The organism is Sphingomonas sp. Marseille-Q8236, from assembly GCF_965112005.1.
In genome coordinates, this window is record NZ_CBCOPO010000001.1 from 85555 (window position 1) to 101694 (window position 16140).

Here is a 16140-nt window from a genome sequence, read left to right on the forward strand (position 1 = left end):
CCGGTCAAGCCAGGGGCGCATGGTCAGCGGGGCCTTAGCGGCCGTTGCAGCTGAAATAGACCGAGGTGAAGACCGGCGGCCCCTGATCCTGCAGCGCGCTGTCGGCCGCACGGATCGTGGTGCGGCCCGAGCCCGAGCCTTCGCCCGCGATCAGGTTGATGCAGGCCACGCCGGACTGGGTCGACTTCACGATGCCGTTGATGAAGGTCATGTCCGCACCGCCACGTAGACGGATGGCCGCCGGCGCATTGGCCGTCTGGACGAAGGTGAAGTTGGCATAGCGACCGAAGGTGCGCGGCAACAGGTCTTCGGCATTGTTCGAGTCGATCTCGGTCGAGAAGCTGTCGGCGGTCGCGCCGATCGTGCGCTGTGCCGCGATCAGGAACTGCATGAAGCCGCGATAGCCATTGTCGATGTCGAAGCCGTCATCGTCCGCGCCGGTGATCGCGATATATTTCAGGTTGGACGTGCCGCCGAAGATCTCGATGCCGTCATCGGCCGAGTTGTGGCTCTGGATATGATCCAGAACCGTGCCCGAACCGGTGCCGCCCAGCGTCAGGCCCTGAAGCTCGTTGCCGTCCGAGATGGCGATGCCGGAATAGCGGATCTGGACATAGGACATCTGGCCCGACGAGTCGGCCTGGTTCGCGCCGCCATAGAAGCGGCCCGTCACGCCCTCGATCGCCAGCTGGCAGGTGGTGGAGGTGCCGGCGGCGTTGTTCGGGCCGGTGCCGGTGGCGCAGACCGCGGTCGGCGCGCGGCCGAGCAGGATGATGCCACCCCACTGACCCTGGCTGGCGTCCGATACGCCATTGTTCACCAGATTCTGCTGCGAGGTGAAGATGATCGGCGCGTCGCGGGTGCCGACGGCCGAAATCTTCGAGCCACGGTTGACGAGCAGCAGGTCGTTGGTCGCTTCCGACGAGTCCGCCGCGATCACCACGCCCGGCGCGATGGTCAGCGTGACACCGGCGCCACCGGTCGAACCCAGATCGGTGCCGACTTCGGTCTGGCCACGCAGGCGATAGACGACGCCTGCGATCTTGGGCAGCGTCACATTCTGCGTGGTGGTGACAGTGTTGTCGATGCGGCAGTAGCGGAAGCTGGGCGAGGACGAACTGTTGGTGCCGTCGTCGATCGTGCCGGTCGGGCAGACCGACGTGGCGGCGGCATAGGTGCCGATCGACGGAACCGCCGTACAACGCGCGCCCGAACCGCCGAATTCGGCCGAGGTCGAGTTGCAGGTCCAACCCTGGAAGGCCGTATCCGACGGGCCGTTGAGCGCACCGACATAATTGGTCGAGGTGAAGAAGCTGTTCAGCGTCGATGGGTCCGACGCGGTGGTCAGCGAGGTGCTGCTGGTCGGATAGATGCCGTTCAGTGCCGCGCCGGTGCCGTTGACGTTGTTGTTGGACCCGGCATTCACGATCGCCAGCTGCTCGTCGGCGGTGATCGTCACGTCGTTGACCTTGGTCACGGCGGCGAACTGCGCGGCGGTGATGTTGGCGGTCGGCGTCGGGGTGGGCGACGGGGTCGGCGTCGGCTGTGGCTGAACGATCACGACGCTGCCCGCCCCCGGCGAGGCGACGCTGTCGGCACCCCCGCACGCGGCAAGGGCCGCACAGGCCGAGCTGGTCATGAGAATGAGGCCTAAGCGCTTGATGCTCGCCATCGCCGAAAAACTCCCGATCTTATCGTTGCCATATCGGGCGAATGGCCGCCCGATGATCGACTCAAGACAAGGTCCCCCTGTCGATCCCGGACCGGGCGTTAGGCGCGGCTCATGACGCCAAGATGCATTTTACAAGAATCTTTTGTGACACATCGAAGTCGTTTCGATGACAGTGCGATGCGTCCGTCCGCTCGAAAAATATATTCCGCCGGAACACCGGCAGAGGGCAGCTTTTTGCAGCCATGGTCGTTACAAAGGGGCGAGGTCGAGCTTCCGCACGTCCTTGGCGCCCCGCTCATCATCGTGTCACTACGGATCGGGCGGGGCGTCTCTCACCTTCGCCGCCGTCCTGTTTTCTCACGTCACGTCAGCGAGGATTTGCGTTTGGGCGCATCCTGCCCCTCGGTGCTGTCCTGTCCCCGGTCGAGCGTATCGCTGGGGCGGCGCGCATCGCCATCCTTTTGATGCTCGGTCGAAAGATTGGGACGACGGGTTTCGGTGGTAGGCTTGATCGCATCGGTCATGGTCGCTCTCCTGAACGAACCAATGCATGCTCCCCAAAGGCGTTCCGCCGATCCGGACGAGCGGGCGAGACCGGATCATGCCGGTCCCGCCTATCACTCGGCCCGTCGAATCAGGCCTGACTCATCGACCTGGCTAGGACCGGCGTCTGCTGATGCTGCACCACCCGCCAGACTTCATGTTCGAGGCGGCGGATGACGGAGGTGCAGTGCGCCTCATAATGTTCGTCGCCCCGATGGGCGGCCACGTGATAGCCGATGACGATCAGCCCCTCCTGCGGCCGGGAAACCTGTCGTTCGGTCAGCTCGGCGCTGTCCCAGACGGGCGTATCGGCCACCGCATCGATCGCGGCGCTGCCCGACAAGACGAAGGGCGGGCGCGGCAGGACCATCACGACTTCGGGATCGACCTTTTCACGATAATTGTCCGGCCCCTCGGTCCAAAGGCTTTCCTCGAAGCTCCAAAGGCGTGCGTCTTCCATCCTGTTTGCTCCCGTTTTGATGTTCGGCGCGGCGCGTTGCCGAGAGTCAGGCGAAGTCGCCCAGATCGGCGGCCTCGTCCTCGGCGCGCTTGGCAAGGGTCGCGTCGCCGGGTGGCGCAGCATGCGGACGATCCTTGGCCGGCCCCGTTTCTTCGCGCTTGTCGGCGGAGGGATCGGGGCTGGGGTCGGGCGTATCGGACATGCTGGCTCCACGGGCTTGGCGTCGACCCTGCACAGAACGTCCCAGAACGCCGTCGGAGCCGTGCTCCGCAGCGGAATATTATTCCAGGTCAAGTCGTAAGCGCGTCGGCGGGCTGGTCAGCCCCTGGCCGTCACCGGAACCGAGGCCCGCGCCGCCGGGGCAGAGGCCGGACGCGGCCCGCCCGGCCCGTCATGCCGCGTGGCGTAGAGGTGGCGCAGGATCATCGCCAGATCGTCCTCGCTCAGACCGGACGCGGCGTCGACGACCACCCCCTCGGGCAGGGTCTCGACCCATGCCGCCAGACGGTTGCAGGCGGCGCCAAGCGCGGGATCGAAGCTGTCGTCAAAAGCGGCCATCGGCTCAGCCTAGAGCTTTGGCGACACACTGCAAGACGATGGTCATAGCGAGATGCCCCGCTTCGCCATCTCGGCAAAGGCCATTTCGGCCAGCGGCGTGCGCGGCGCCTGCTGGAATATGTCAGCGAGGTCGAGCAGGTCGTCATTGCCCAAGGCGGTGATCGACGCCTCGATCCGGGCCACCGTCCTTGCGGTCGTGGCATGATGATCGGCGATCCGTTTCATTCGTGTCTTGAGCATGGTCTTATCTATTGCACATTTTTCGAGCGTGTCAGGATTTGATCGAGCGTCACTGGCATAAAATGATGCACATCGACGCCGACGTCGAATTGGCGGGGCATCGGCTTCAACCGGCCATGACTGTGGCCATGAAGATTGATGGCGCGCCGATGCTGCCCGTTCCAGCGTCGAAAGGGATAATGGCACAGGACCAGCGCGTGTCCATCCACTTCGATTTCGGCATAATCCCCGGTGCTGGCCCATCCTGGCGCCATCAGCGTGGCCGCCGGATCGTTATTGCCGCGCAACAAGTGCTTGGTGCCGTTCAGCCGCGTCAACAGCGCGGGCACATCGGCGGGGCGGCGCGCGACGTCGCCCAGATGCCAGACCACATCGTCCGGCCCCACCACGGCGTTCCACCGCGCTATCAACATGGCATCCATCTCGGCCACATCGCGGAACGGCCGCTTCTGGATATTGATGGTGCGGTGATCGCCAAAATGCGTATCGGCGGTAAAGAACAGGGTCATGTCCAATACAGGATGCGGGCGGACGGCAAGGCCGATGCGATCCCCTCTTCGAAAAAGCCGCGCAGTTCGCGCATCGTCGTCGCGTCGTACACCTGCTTCTCGGTGCCGAACTTGGTCCGTTTGGTGACGCGGCGGGTTGCGCCCATGTCGAGCGACGATCCCGGATACCAGCTGTCCAGCACCGCCTTCGACCCCGCCGTAAAGCGGTGGGTGATGAGCTCGATCGTCAGGTCCAGCCCTGGCACACCCGCCAGCGCGGCCCCCGCATCGGCCAGCAATTCGCCATAAGCCTGCCGCCACCCCTCCGCCGCGATGATCGGCGCGATGGTGAGACCGACGGGATAGCCCGCCATCGCCATCCGGCGAAGCGCGGCCAAGCGGTCCGCGACCGCCGATGTGCCGCCCTCGAAGCGCGCGTATATCCGGGGGTTGACCGACGCGCGCATCCGCGTCCGCCCCCGATGATCGATATTCAGCAAGGGGCCGACATCGGCGAATTTGGTGGTGAAACGAAGCTGGACCGGGGCGTCCCATCGGCCGAACCGCGCGATGGCCGCCGACAGCGATCCGGTGATCGGCTCCAGGGCCAGCGGATCGGTATAGCAGGACGCCTCGAACGTCGTGCCCTCATGCGCCCGATCCCGATTGCGCGAGGTGATCGTCCCCTGCCCCAGATAGGCCGGAAGCCCGTCCAGTATCTCGTCCAAATTGGCATAGACGCGGGTGATCGGCGGGCCCTTCAGCGACCCGGCGAGATAGCAATAGCTGCAATGCGCCGGACAGCCCTCCGCCACATCGACGCGCCAGTCGGCGCTGGGCGCGATGGGTTGCAGCCGGCGCTTGGACGGCGGCGCCACCACCACGGCCAGCGTTGTCTTGGCTGCGGCATAGGCGCGGCGCGGATCGTCGGGCAGGTCGAGCGCCAGCCGGTCACCCGGTAGCAGCACGATCTCCACCCCCTGCGCCTCAGCGCGTTCGACAATGGCGCGGCCCTGGGCAAAACCCATGGCCGACCGCGTGACCAGCAGCCGTCTGGGCCGCCACGCCGCCTTGTCGCTGCTCACCGATGGGACTGCACTGGCCATGGCCGCTGAACGATCCGCGCCGCCAGACGGTCCGACACAATATCGCCTTACGCGAGTGCGCCGCTTTTTTCGCCATATGAAGCACTTAGCGGAGCGCCATGCATCGCTGCGCGTTACGGCCCGACACCATCGAAAGCAAAGCGTGCCGCATTTCCTGATCGCGCAAAGCGAACGCCCCGAAGAACGGGAGGCCCGTCGCAAGCGCGCCGGCAAGAGTTCCGGCGAAACCTATGCCGCCACCCTCCGCCAGATGCAGCCGGGGGTCGAGATCAGCATCGTCTCGCCCGCCGACGACGATGCGGCCATACCGGTCAAGCGGCTGGCGGACTATGACGCGGTCTTCCTGACCGGCTCTCCCATGCATATCTATGACGACGGGCCCGAGGTTCGGCGGCAGCTCGATTTCATGCGCGACGTCTTCGCGGCGGGCGTACCGTCCTTCGGTTCCTGCGCCGGTCTCCAGATCGCGGTCGCCGCCGCCGGCGGTCGGGTGCGCAAGATGCCAGAGCGGATGGAGGCAGGGATCGCCCGCCGGATCAGCGCGACGGAGGATGGCCGGACGCATCCCTTGTTGGCGGGCCGCCCGGCCAGTTGGGACGCTCCGGCAATCCATGGGGACGAGGTGCTGGATCTGCCGCCCGGCGCGACCCTGCTCGCCAGCAACGCGGTCACGCGGGTCCAGGCGGCGGAGATACGCTTCGACCGCGGGATATTCTGGGGTGTGCAATATCATCCCGAACTCGCGTTGCGCGAAATCGCCATCGCGGTCTCCGCGCAAGCCGCCGACTTGGTCGCGGCGGGGCTGGCGGAACGCGAGGACGAGGTTCAGGAGTGCGCCGCCGTCATGGATGCCCTGCACGATCGCCCCGCCAGCCGCGCGTTGCGCTGGCGCCTGGGAGTGGACGGCGAATTTGCGGAGGAACGCCTGCGACGTCGTGAGATCGCCAATTTCCTGGCCCATCTCCCCCAGTTGCGCGCGGCCTGATCCCCCGCATTCTGGACCCGCCCCCACACCTGCGTGAGGGGAGCGCCAGCGAGACAGCGATTACCGGCTCATCGAATAGGGTCTGTCTTTCGCAGCCGTCGCCCATGTCCGATTGGGTCGCGCCGCCATCCGGAACTCCAGCGTGCCCCCCGCCATGATCTCCTCATGCCGGATGTAACCGTGCCTTAGCGGCTGCCCGTTGAGCCGTACCGATCCGATATAGGAATGATCATCGCTCAGCCCCTCGGCACTGATCGCGAAGCGCTTGCCATTGGGCAGGTTGAGCACCGCGCGGCTGACGAAGGGACGACCGATGACATATTGGTTGGTCCCGGGCGTGACCGGGTAGAAACCCAACGCCGTGAACGCCAGCCACGCCGACATCTGGCCCAGATCGTCATTGCCCGACAGCCCGTCCGGCGTCGGCTTATACTGGCTGTCGACGATCTGTTTCAGCCGCTCCTGCGTCCGCCATGGCTGTCCGGCATAGCTGTAGAGATAGGCGACATGGTGGCTGGGTTCGTTGCCATGGATATATTGGCCGATCAGACCTGCGATATCCTCGGCATGGCTATAATCGAGCTTGGAATTGTCATAGTCGAACATGCGGTCGAGCTTGGCGACCACCTTCTTGTCGCCGCCCATCGTCCGGAACAGTCCGGCCTGATCTTGGGGCACGAACCAGCTATATTGCCAGGCATTACCCTCGGTATAATCGGAGCCATAGTTGATCGCGGTGGGATCGAATGGCACGCGCCAGCTCCCATCGGCCTTGCGCGCCCGCAGGAAACCAGTCTTCGCATCGAAGCTGTTGCGCCAGTTGCCCGCCCGCCTGTTGAAATCGACGGCGATGTCGCGCCGACCCATTGCCGCGGCCATGCGGGCGATCGTCCAGTCGTCATAGGCATATTCGACCGTCTTGGACGCCGCCTCCGGCTCGCGGTCGATCGGCACATAGCCGCGCGTCATATATTCGCCCAGACCGCCATAGGGCGCATAGCGCGCGCTCGCGACCATCGCCGCCAGCGCGGCCTCGGCGTCAAACCCCCTGATGCCCTTCATATAGGCGTCGGCGATGACCGGCACCGCGTGATAGCCGATCATCGTCCAGGTTTCGCGTCCGTGGAATTGCCACACCGGCAATAGGCCTTCCGGGCTGACTGCCTGGCTCGCGAGCAGGGACCGGACGATCTCGGCATTGACCTTTTCCGGCTGGATCAGGGTCAGCAGCGGATGCTCGGCGCGGAACGTATCCCAGAGCGAAAAGGTCGAGCGGAAGGCAAAGCCCGTCGCCTGATGCACCTGATCGTCGGGCCCGCGATACCGCCCGTCGCTGTCGCTCCACACACTCGGTGCGAGCAGGCTGTGATAGAGCGCGGTGGCGACCATCCGGCGCATTGGGGCGGCCCCCTCCACCTCGACCGCGCCCAGGGCCTGGGTCCAGGCGGCGCGGGTCCGATCGCGCACCGCGTCGAAGCCGCCCGGCTCGCTGTCGAGATTGGCGATCGCACCCGCCTCGTCCACGCCCGAGATCGCTACCTTGACCTCCAGTGGCCGGTCGAGCGTGCCGAAGTCGAGCCGCGCCATCAGCGCCCGGCCCAGCCGCTCGGCCACCGCATCGCTGCCGCGGCCCGGGCCCTGGAAGCCCTTATAGGGAAGGTCCGTCTCCCGGTTGACCAGCGCGTGCGCGACGAGCGGAGCGGAGAAACGCATGGCGAAGAAGAATTTGCGCCCTGGTGCCCAACCGCGCGTCTCGCGAAACCCGGTCAGCGTGCCATCGGGGCGAAGCCGCAGGCCCGACCACAGGATCTTGCCCGGATAATTGTAGAGCGACGAGCGGAAGTCGATGACCAGATGCGCGGCCTTGCCGGTCGGGAAGGTATAGCGATGCACCCCCGCCCGCGTGGCGGCGGTCATTTCCGCGCGCACCTCCGGCCCGTCCAGCGTCACCGCATAATAGCCGGGCCGCGCTTCCTCCGTCGCATGGCGGAAGGGCGAGCGGTATCCCGGCTTGTCGGGCGTGCCGGGGTCCATCGGAACCGCATCCCCCGACACCGGCATCAGGAGAAGGTCGCCCAGATCGGAATGCCCCGCGCCGGAGAAATGCGTGTGGCTGAACCCCTGGATCGTCGGATCATCATGGCGGTACCCGGCGGCGTGGCCGTAGCATTCGCGAAGCGCACATTGGGTATCGGTATCGGGCGATAGCTGCACCATGCCGAACGGCGCGACCGCTCCCGGAAAGCTGTGCCCCTCTCCGCCGGTGCCGATAAAGGGATCGACGTCATCGACCATGGCCCGCTGCGCCGACGCGCTGGCGGAAAGCAATGCCAGGCCCAACATCATGCCCCGTATCGCCATCCCCACTCCCCTTTTCGCCCTATCGGTCCATCTTTCCCGATACACGCCGCCTTGCCAAGGGTGTCACGAGGTCACGCGTACGCGCTAAACCAATTAAATTGCTGACTTAATCGACGGAACCATAGGAATGGCCGGTCAGGCCATTCAGGAATCCTTGCGGTCGAGCCGACGCAAGATCAGCGCTGCCGTTTCCGCGACCGCGCAGAGTCTTTCCTCATTCCACCCTTCGCGGGCAGCGGCCGACAGACCGAGCATCGTCGTGGCGATGGTATCGGCGATACGCCCGGGCGCCTCGATACCGGACTCGGTCAGGAACGCGTGCACTTTCTCCCGGTTTTCCCCGGCGATCTGCGCAGCCGCGCTGCCCCAATCGGTCGTCACGGTCTTGGCATGTTCGAGGATGAGGCACCCCCGCCGCTGAGGATGCTCGGCATAAGCATGCGCTGCGGCGCATAGCATGTCGGCAATGGCGGTAAGGGGCGCGTTTCCCGGGACCAGGAAGCGGTCCAACGGCACGACGGTCGCCGAATAACGGTTGAGCGCGTCCTTGAAGAAGGCGGTCTTGCTGCCGAAGGCCGCGTAGAAACTCGGCGGGGTTATCCCGATCGCCTCGGTCAGCGCCGCCACGCTGACATTCTCGTAACCATGCTGATGGAACAGATGCTGCCCGACCTCGACCGCAGCGTCGAGCGCAAACCCGCGCGGCCGTCCCCGCAGCCGCTTATTTTCTTTAATGGTCATTACAGAATCCATTTGCCTCGCCCGACGGCATTTGTATAGCGACCATTCATAGAAATCGCCATGCCCGGATCGCCTCGGTGCGGGGCAGGCGTGGGAACCGCCGAAAAAGGACCGTCATGCCGCCATCCCCCTTGCCGAGCCGCGTCGAAACAGGATCGGCCCCGCATGCCGATCTGCCTGTCGCAGCACTTTCCGGCCTCGCCGCCAGCGGATTCCTGTGCATCGTGACCGAGACGCTTCCCGCCGGCCTGTTGCCGCAGATCGCGTCCGGTCTGCGAATTTCCGAGGCGATCGCAGGCCAACTCGTCGCCGTCTATGCCCTGGGGTCCCTGCTGGCCGCGATCCCGCTGACGAGCCTGACCCAGGGCCTTTCCAGGCGGGCCGTCCTGCTGGCGACGATCTTCTGCTTCGTGATCGGCAATAGCCTGACGGCATGGGCGGGATCGGTCGGGGTCATATTGGTCGCGCGGTTCGTCGCCGGCTGCGCAGCCGGGCTGGCCTGGGGAATCCTTGCGGGGTACGCGCGCAGCATCGTGCGGCCGGACCAGACCGGTCCGGCGATGGCAGTTGCGATGGTCGGCGTGCCGCTGGCGCTCTCGCTAGGTGTTCCCCTGGGGACCTTCCTTGGCGGCCTGGTCGGATGGCGCGGATCGTTCCTGATCCTCTCGGCGCTCAGCATCGCATTGATCGGCTGGATTATCGCCAAAGTGCCCGACGCGCCCGGTCGGTCGGGCGACGATCGTTCCTCGCTGCGCCGAGTGATCGCCACACCGGGCGTCGTGCCGATCCTGCTCGTCATCCTCGCATGGATGACGGCGCACAACATCCTCTATACCTATATCGCACCGTTCGCGACGGCTGCGGGGGTGCGGATCGATCTGGTCCTCCTGGCATTTGGCGTCAGTTCGCTCGCGGGCATCTGGATGGTCGGGCGACTGGTGGACCGTATGCTCCGGGCGCTAGTACTGCTCGCGATCGGATCGTTCGCAACGGTCGCGACCATCCTGGCCATCGCTGGCGAGCAGAGCATTGTCGTCTATGCCGCTGCCGTCATCTGGGGACTCGGGTTCGGGGGAGCCGGGGCCATGATGCAGACGGCGTCGGCGGACGCGGCCGGAGATGGCATCGACCTGGCACAGGCCATGGTAACCACAGCGTGGAATCTGGCGATCGCGGCGGGCGGCGCGTTGGGCGGAGCACTGCTCACCACCGGCGGGACGGCGCTGCTGCCGCCCGCAGTCGCCGCGCTGGCCCTGCTCGCCTTCCTCATCGCGCTGGCCGCACGCCGTTTCGCCTTTCCGCCCGGTCGCCGCGCGCCATCGGGGCGCTGAAGCGGCATCCCACCGGGCGGAAGGCCCCTCACCGATCCGGGATCAGCCAGGTTTCCGCGACCTGTTTCCCGCGTCCGCTGCCGCCCATGCCGGGCGGCCGCGTCCATGCCAGGTCGAGCGCGCCCCCAGCGGTGGCTTCGCGCGGAATAGAGAGCGTCACCTGCATCGGGTTGGCGGTGCGGGCGAACTGATCCTGCAACACGATATGCCCGTTGGCGACCAGCCGGATCGGCAGCGTATAGTCCTCCCCTGCATAGGTGACGGTCAGCCGGTAGCGGCGGCGCGGGTCTAGGCCGGTATAATGCAGCCGCAGCGGGCTGTCATACAACGTCTCGGCATAGTCGAGTTCGCCCGGCCACCAGCCGTCTTCGGGCGTGCGGTCGGCGATGCCGTCGATCGCGGTGGTGAACATCTGCGGATCGGCCGCGAAGCCCGGCCCGCGCACCAGATGCGGCTCGGCATCGGGACGGCCGAGATCGTCGTAGAGCGCACCCTCCGCACGTCGGCTGCGATCGGGGATGGGCCAGCCCTTGGCCATCTGCGCCTCGATCCAGGCGCGGCCGGTCAGGTCGACATCGGCGCGGTCGAGATTGGCACCGCGTTCGATGTTGGACGCACCGAAGCGCGTCACGCTGAGCTGCAACCGCGCCTGCTGCCACAACCGCTCTGCCAGCCCGTTCAGCCGGGCGAGCAGCGCCGCCACCTCCGGCCCCTCCTTGGTCGCCAGGATCGCCCGCGCCCGTTCGGCATCGGGAGCCGCCAGGGCAGCCGCCCGGCGCGCGCGCGCGGCAATGGTCCGGCGACGGACCAACGCGTCATAGACCGCGCGGTAACGCAGCGCGTCGATCCGCCAGTCAGCAAAGGCGGCGGGACGGATCGCGTCGGCCAGGCGTAGCGTCGCGTCGATCCGTTCGTTGCTCGCCGGATCGCCGACCCAATTGGCCTCCAGCGCGGGCGGAAGCATCGCGGCCATGGGATCGCCGATGAACATCCGGGCATAGTCGCGGGCGAAGGCCTTCGGATCGGTGTGCGGGTCCCAGCCCAGACGGAACCAGAGGAACTGGTTGAAATCGTCATTCACCCCTTCGGAATAGGTGATGAACCCAGACGTCAGGGGCATAAAGCGCGCAAAGATATGCGCATAGGCGGCCGGGCGCGGATTGATCGGCTCGCGCCCCTCGGTCAGCGCGAATTCGGGCCACCAGCGCGGCACGGGGAATTGCGCGTGCATCGTGTGCGCGATGTCGGGGTAGAGGATCAGCGGATAGCGCGCGGGAATCCGGGTACGTTCGAGCGGCAGCGGATCGCGGGTCTGCGGCCCGACGAAAACGCCGGTCAGCCAGTCGGGGCGCTTGTCCAGTTCGTGATAGAAGGCCTCGAACCCGGCAGCGTCAAAGCCTTGTGACGATATATAGACGGGAGCCTCGGGGTTGCGCGCACGGAGCAACGCCGCCTGCTGCGCTACCAGCGGGAACAGGAGCGACGGAGATGTATGCCCCGGATCGCCGCCGGGAACATAAAGCGCGTCGACATAGGGCAGATCGGCGAGCGTCCGCCGGAAGGCGGCGAGTTCAGCCGCGACTGCACCCGGCTTTTCGTAATGGCCAAGTTCGGGATAATAGAGCGCGACGTCCAACCCCAGCCGATGGGTGATGGTCGCGATGCCCGCCAGCGTCTCACGCGCGGGCGCGGGGAAGAGCGGCCCGGTCTCGTCATCGTCCGAGACAGGCGCGATCACCTGCACCCCGCTCGCGCCCCAAAGCGCAAAGTCCTCGATTCGCCGCTGAAACATCGGCAGCGTCCAGGCGTCATAGCTGTTGTTCTTGGGGCGATAGCCGATCTGGGTCAGCCGCGTGGCATAGGCTGGCGACTGGCGGACCGGTCCTTTCAGGGACAGGCGCGCAGTCCCGCCCGAGACATCGAGATGACGCAGCACCCAGCCCGCGCCATAGACCAGACCGCGCGTCCCCTCGGCCGTAATGACGGTGACGGAGCCGACCCGCCGAATCTCGAAGCCCTCGCGACCCAGCGATGCCGGGCGGCGCCACTGTCCCCGCCATCGGCGCGGCAACGCCCTGGCGACCGCGTCCGGCGGAGCGATCACCAGCCGAACGGTCCCGCAATGCTGCACCCGCTCCGCCATCCGGCGATGGAGCAGATCGGCCGCAACTTCGCCCCCGGCCCCGGCCGTGACACAGGAGGCCGCGAGCGCGGTTGCCGCCAGGATCATGCCGCGATCCGGGGCGAAAGGGGGGCGTTGCCGGTCACATTCTGCTCCATGGTTTCATTTTGGTCTTGTGCCGCGCCATCGGCGCAGAAAAAAGGCCCCGGCATCGCTGCCGGGGCCAGCGGAAGGCGGCTGCGCGACCGCCCTCCCGGGGATAGATCAGAAGCGCGCAGTTCCCGTCAGCGAGAAGACGCGCCCATTCTTGTACAGCGCAGTCGGAGCCGACGGCGTGCTGCTATACTGGTAATAGGTCTCGTCCAGCAGGTTCGACGCATTCGCCGTCACGCGGAAATGGTCGTTGATGTTGTACGACGCCGAGAAGTCGAGCTGACGATAGGAGTCGGTGAAGTTCGACGACTGGAGACGCCCGAAGCCATAGAAATATTTCGAGCGGTAATTATAGCTGAGCCGCGCCTGGAAGGGTCCCTTCTCGAAATATGGGACGATATTGTAGGTGTTGCGCGACAGATAGGGCAGGCCCTGGCCCACGACGGCGGTCTCACCGCTGGCGAAGGTATAGTTGGACTGGATGCCGAAGCCCCAGATGATGTTGGCCTGCCCGGTCAGCGAGAAGCCGGTGACCGTCGCCTTGCCGCCATTGACCGGGCGGTTGATGGCGTATTTGTTGGTCAGGCCCGTGACCGCGTTGGTGTATTCCACGCCCTGGCCATCGGGACCGTTGTCGACGACATTGCCGATATAATTGCTGATGTCGCGGTAGAACACTTCGCCCGACAGATAGCTGGCGGGAGCGAAATACCATTCCGCCGACAGGCCGAAATTGGTCGCGGCATAGGGCTTCAGGTCGGGATTGCCGCCTCCGCCGGTCTTCTGCGTGTCGTCGAGCGACAGCGAGCCGGCAAGGTCGCTGTAGCGCGGCCGTGCGATGACCTTGGCCGCCGCACCGCGCAGCACGACGCTGGGCCCGGCGTCATAGGCGATGTTGAACGCAGGCAGGAAGCGGTCGTCGGTGCGCGGCGCCGTCACCAGCTTGGTCTGCCCCGCCGAGGACAGATAATAGGTCGAGATGTCGCGGGTGCGGACGAAGCGACCGCCGATATTGCCGCGGAACTTGCCGGTCTCGTAATCCACCTGGACATAGGCCGTGCCGATCCGTTCCTGCACCTGGAAGAAGGAGCCGGTATCGAGCGGACGGGTGATGTTCAGCGTGCCTGGCGCGTTCAGCGCCTTGATCGCGGCTTCCTTGGTCAGCGTGGCATAGGGCACGGCGTTGCCGGTGGTCGACAGGCCGTCATAGACGCTGCCGCTCAGCACATAGGAGCCCAGATCGGCCAAGGTGAAGAAGTTGTTGGTGTAGGTCGCCCCGCCATAGGTGGTCTGGCGGTTGTCATGGATGTTGGCGCGCACCCCGAAGCGCACCGTCTTCAGCAGACCGCTGTCGAGGTCACGCGCGAAGTCGATCTGGCCGAATTTCTCTTGGTCGACCGTGTTCTCGGCGCGGGTGATGCCACCGATCTGCGCGCCATAGAAGCCTTGGCCGTTGGTCGCGGCCAGCACGGCGGAATCCTTGCGCAGACTGGATTCGGCGGGCGAGGTGCTGATCCACTGGGTGCCGTCGCTGGCCGGATTGTCCCAGTTCAGCGTGGTGTTGCGGCCGTTCGCACCTACGGTGAAGCCCTGACGGGTGCGGAAGTTCAGCAGATATTCGGGGTCCTTGCCGCCGGTCGCGCGGGTGTAGCCGGCATTGCCGGTGATCTTCCACCCATCGACATCCCAGTCGAACAGCGCGCTGTAGCTGTCGTTCTTGATCCGGGTGCGACGGAAATTGGTGTCGAGTTCGCCCATCCACGTCTTGCTGGTGCTGGGCTGCGCCGCGAAGGTCGCCGAGGTGATCAGACCGTTGCTGATCGTCGCGGCGGTCAGCTGCGACCCGCGCGTGTTGTAGCTATATTCGGAATTGCTGAAATTGTCGTAATTGCCGCGGATCACGATCGCATTGGCGGTCAGGGTGAAATTGTCCGTCGGCTTGAACTGCATCGTGCCGGTGAAGCCCAGGCGCTGGCGCGTCTGCTGGAAATATTCATGCGCCAGATAGGCGGGCAGGCGTGCGGCCTTCAGGTCGTTGACCGTGCCCCCGGTAATCTTGGCGTTCGGGTTGATCAGCACGGTCTGGCCCGACGCGTCGGTGGTGGTGAACTGGCTGCCGGTCAGATAGCCATAGACCGCGACACCGGCGCGGGCGAGATTTTCCTTGTCGTAATTGACCGAACCCAGGATCGCGAAGGTGTCGCTGTCATTGTGCCAGCTATAGAGCGCCGATCCACGGAAATTTCCCTTGGCCGAGCGGTCGTTATACTCATAACCGCCGGTCGCGGTGATGGTGCCGGGCTTCAGGTCCAGCGGCTTGCGCGTGACGATGTCGACGGTACCGCCGATCGCGCCTTCCTGCAGCCGCGCCTCGGGCGTCTTGTAGACGACGGCCTGGCTGATGATCTCGGGCGAGAGCAGCGAATAGTTGAAGGTGCGGCTCGACCGGTCGCCGGGGTTGCCGCCCCAGTCGGCCGAGGCGATCGAGTGGCCGTCGATCAGCACGCGGTTCAGCGCCGGCTCGACACCCGCGATCGACACCTGCTCGCCCTCGCCGAACTGGTGGTCGACCGTCACGCCCGGCAAATGCGACAGCGATTCCGCGACATTGGTGTCGGGGAACTTGCCGACATCCTCGGCGCTGATGACGTCGACGATCGCATTGGTCTTGCGCTTCGTGTCGATCGCATCCTGAAGGCTCTTGCGGATGCCGCGCACGACGATGTCGTTTTCCTGGCCGACGGCGCTTTCGTCCTGGGTCGGCGTGGTGGCGGATGCGGTCGTGGTCTGAGCCTGCGCTGTGCCGGTCAGGCCCGCCAGGATAGTGGTCGCGAGAATGCATTTGCGCAGGCGCATGATGATAAACCCCCCTTTTTTCGGTCCACGCCCCCTATTGGGGTGGACCGAGCTTCGGCCGTTCCTCGACGGACGAAAGTGCGCGGGGCGTCGATCCCTCCCGACGGTGGACGCCCCTGCACCTAGGCATGAAAGATACCAATTAATACCAAATAGGTCACCAAAAACTTTTATTGTTACCTTCGTTATATGATCGGGTATAACTTATTCCACAGAAAGCGGATTTTGTTACGCCTCGGCCAAGCTGTCCCATGCAGCCCATATTTTTTTGGCGATCAGGGGCGCAAAATTCCTGCCGTCTGATTTTTCGCCACGAATCAAATGAGCTGGCACGGATCGTCCGGGGACGCCCGGCGAGTGCCCCTCAAGATGCGTCGAACGCCGCCTGAACGGGAAGGGAAGCGGGCCCCTTCCCGGTGTCCGCCCTTGATGTCAAAAATGCCGGGAAATGCGGATCGATGGGAAAGACGCAACACTGATGAATCCTAAGCGCCTGTCCGATCCGGCTGAACGCGACCGTCACG

General features: G+C 65.3%; 14 protein-coding genes. 2 read left to right on the top strand and 12 right to left on the bottom strand.

All coding sequences use genetic code 11. From position 1 onward, the window contains the following. Positions 1-34: 34 nt before the first annotated feature. The 8 genes from ACWPWT_RS00425 to ACWPWT_RS00460 all read right to left on the bottom strand — a co-directional run bounded on the left by ACWPWT_RS00425 (position 35) and on the right by ACWPWT_RS00460 (position 5067). The gene (locus tag ACWPWT_RS00425) at positions 35-1672 is read right to left on the bottom strand and encodes a hypothetical protein (protein WP_454278111.1); all 1638 of its coding nucleotides are present in this window, start codon (positions 1670-1672) and stop codon (positions 35-37) included. A 362-nt stretch (positions 1673-2034) separates the two neighbouring features. Then, the gene (locus tag ACWPWT_RS00430) at positions 2035-2196 is read right to left on the bottom strand and encodes a hypothetical protein (RefSeq protein ID WP_261269730.1); all 162 of its coding nucleotides are present in this window, start codon (positions 2194-2196) and stop codon (positions 2035-2037) included. A gap of 110 nt (positions 2197-2306) precedes the next feature. Continuing rightward, on the bottom strand, positions 2307-2675 hold the full coding sequence (locus ACWPWT_RS00435; RefSeq protein WP_454278112.1) for a DUF4440 domain-containing protein: 369 nt from the start codon (positions 2673-2675) through the stop codon (positions 2307-2309). Positions 2676-2721: 46 nt separating this feature from the next. Next, entirely contained in the window at positions 2722-2877 is a 156-nt protein-coding gene (locus ACWPWT_RS00440; protein WP_261269732.1) for a hypothetical protein, read from the bottom strand. Positions 2878-2993: 116 nt separating this feature from the next. Then, entirely contained in the window at positions 2994-3233 is a 240-nt protein-coding gene (locus tag ACWPWT_RS00445; RefSeq protein ID WP_261269733.1) for a hypothetical protein, read from the bottom strand. A 42-nt stretch (positions 3234-3275) separates the two neighbouring features. Then, positions 3276-3473 carry a hypothetical protein gene (locus tag ACWPWT_RS00450; protein WP_454278113.1) on the bottom strand — a complete coding sequence of 66 codons (198 nt, stop codon included), beginning with the start codon at positions 3471-3473 and terminating at the stop codon, positions 3276-3278. 8 nt (positions 3474-3481) lie between these two features. Further along, the gene (locus ACWPWT_RS00455) at positions 3482-3982 is read right to left on the bottom strand and encodes a metallophosphoesterase (RefSeq protein WP_454278114.1); all 501 of its coding nucleotides are present in this window, start codon (positions 3980-3982) and stop codon (positions 3482-3484) included. Continuing rightward, entirely contained in the window at positions 3979-5067 is a 1089-nt protein-coding gene (locus ACWPWT_RS00460) for a spore photoproduct lyase family protein (protein ID WP_454278115.1), read from the bottom strand. The genes ACWPWT_RS00455 and ACWPWT_RS00460 overlap by 4 nt, the downstream gene beginning before the upstream one ends. A 142-nt stretch (positions 5068-5209) precedes the next feature. Between ACWPWT_RS00460 and ACWPWT_RS00465 the strand changes: the two genes are divergently transcribed. Further along, entirely contained in the window at positions 5210-6052 is an 843-nt protein-coding gene (locus tag ACWPWT_RS00465) for a type 1 glutamine amidotransferase (RefSeq protein WP_454278116.1), read from the top strand. Positions 6053-6112: 60 nt separating this feature from the next. Here the strand turns inward: ACWPWT_RS00465 and ACWPWT_RS00470 are convergent, their stop codons facing one another. Both ACWPWT_RS00470 and ACWPWT_RS00475 read right to left on the bottom strand, forming a co-directional pair. Next, positions 6113-8395, bottom strand: a complete 2283-nt coding sequence (locus tag ACWPWT_RS00470; protein WP_454279858.1) for a GH92 family glycosyl hydrolase — start codon at positions 8393-8395, stop codon at positions 6113-6115. Positions 8396-8557: 162 nt separating this feature from the next. After that, entirely contained in the window at positions 8558-9154 is a 597-nt protein-coding gene (locus ACWPWT_RS00475) for a TetR/AcrR family transcriptional regulator (protein WP_454278117.1), read from the bottom strand. 116 nt (positions 9155-9270) lie between these two features. Between ACWPWT_RS00475 and ACWPWT_RS00480 the strand changes: the two genes are divergently transcribed. Further along, positions 9271-10485, top strand: a complete 1215-nt coding sequence (locus ACWPWT_RS00480) for an MFS transporter (protein WP_454278118.1) — start codon at positions 9271-9273, stop codon at positions 10483-10485. A 28-nt stretch (positions 10486-10513) separates the two neighbouring features. Here the strand turns inward: ACWPWT_RS00480 and ACWPWT_RS00485 are convergent, their stop codons facing one another. Then, positions 10514-12715, bottom strand: a complete 2202-nt coding sequence (locus ACWPWT_RS00485; RefSeq protein ID WP_454278119.1) for a hypothetical protein — start codon at positions 12713-12715, stop codon at positions 10514-10516. Between the two features lie 156 nt (positions 12716-12871). Further along, complete coding sequence (locus ACWPWT_RS00490) at positions 12872-15616, bottom strand: TonB-dependent receptor (RefSeq protein WP_454278120.1); 2745 nt, start codon at positions 15614-15616, stop codon at positions 12872-12874. Positions 15617-16140 lie beyond the last annotated feature (524 nt).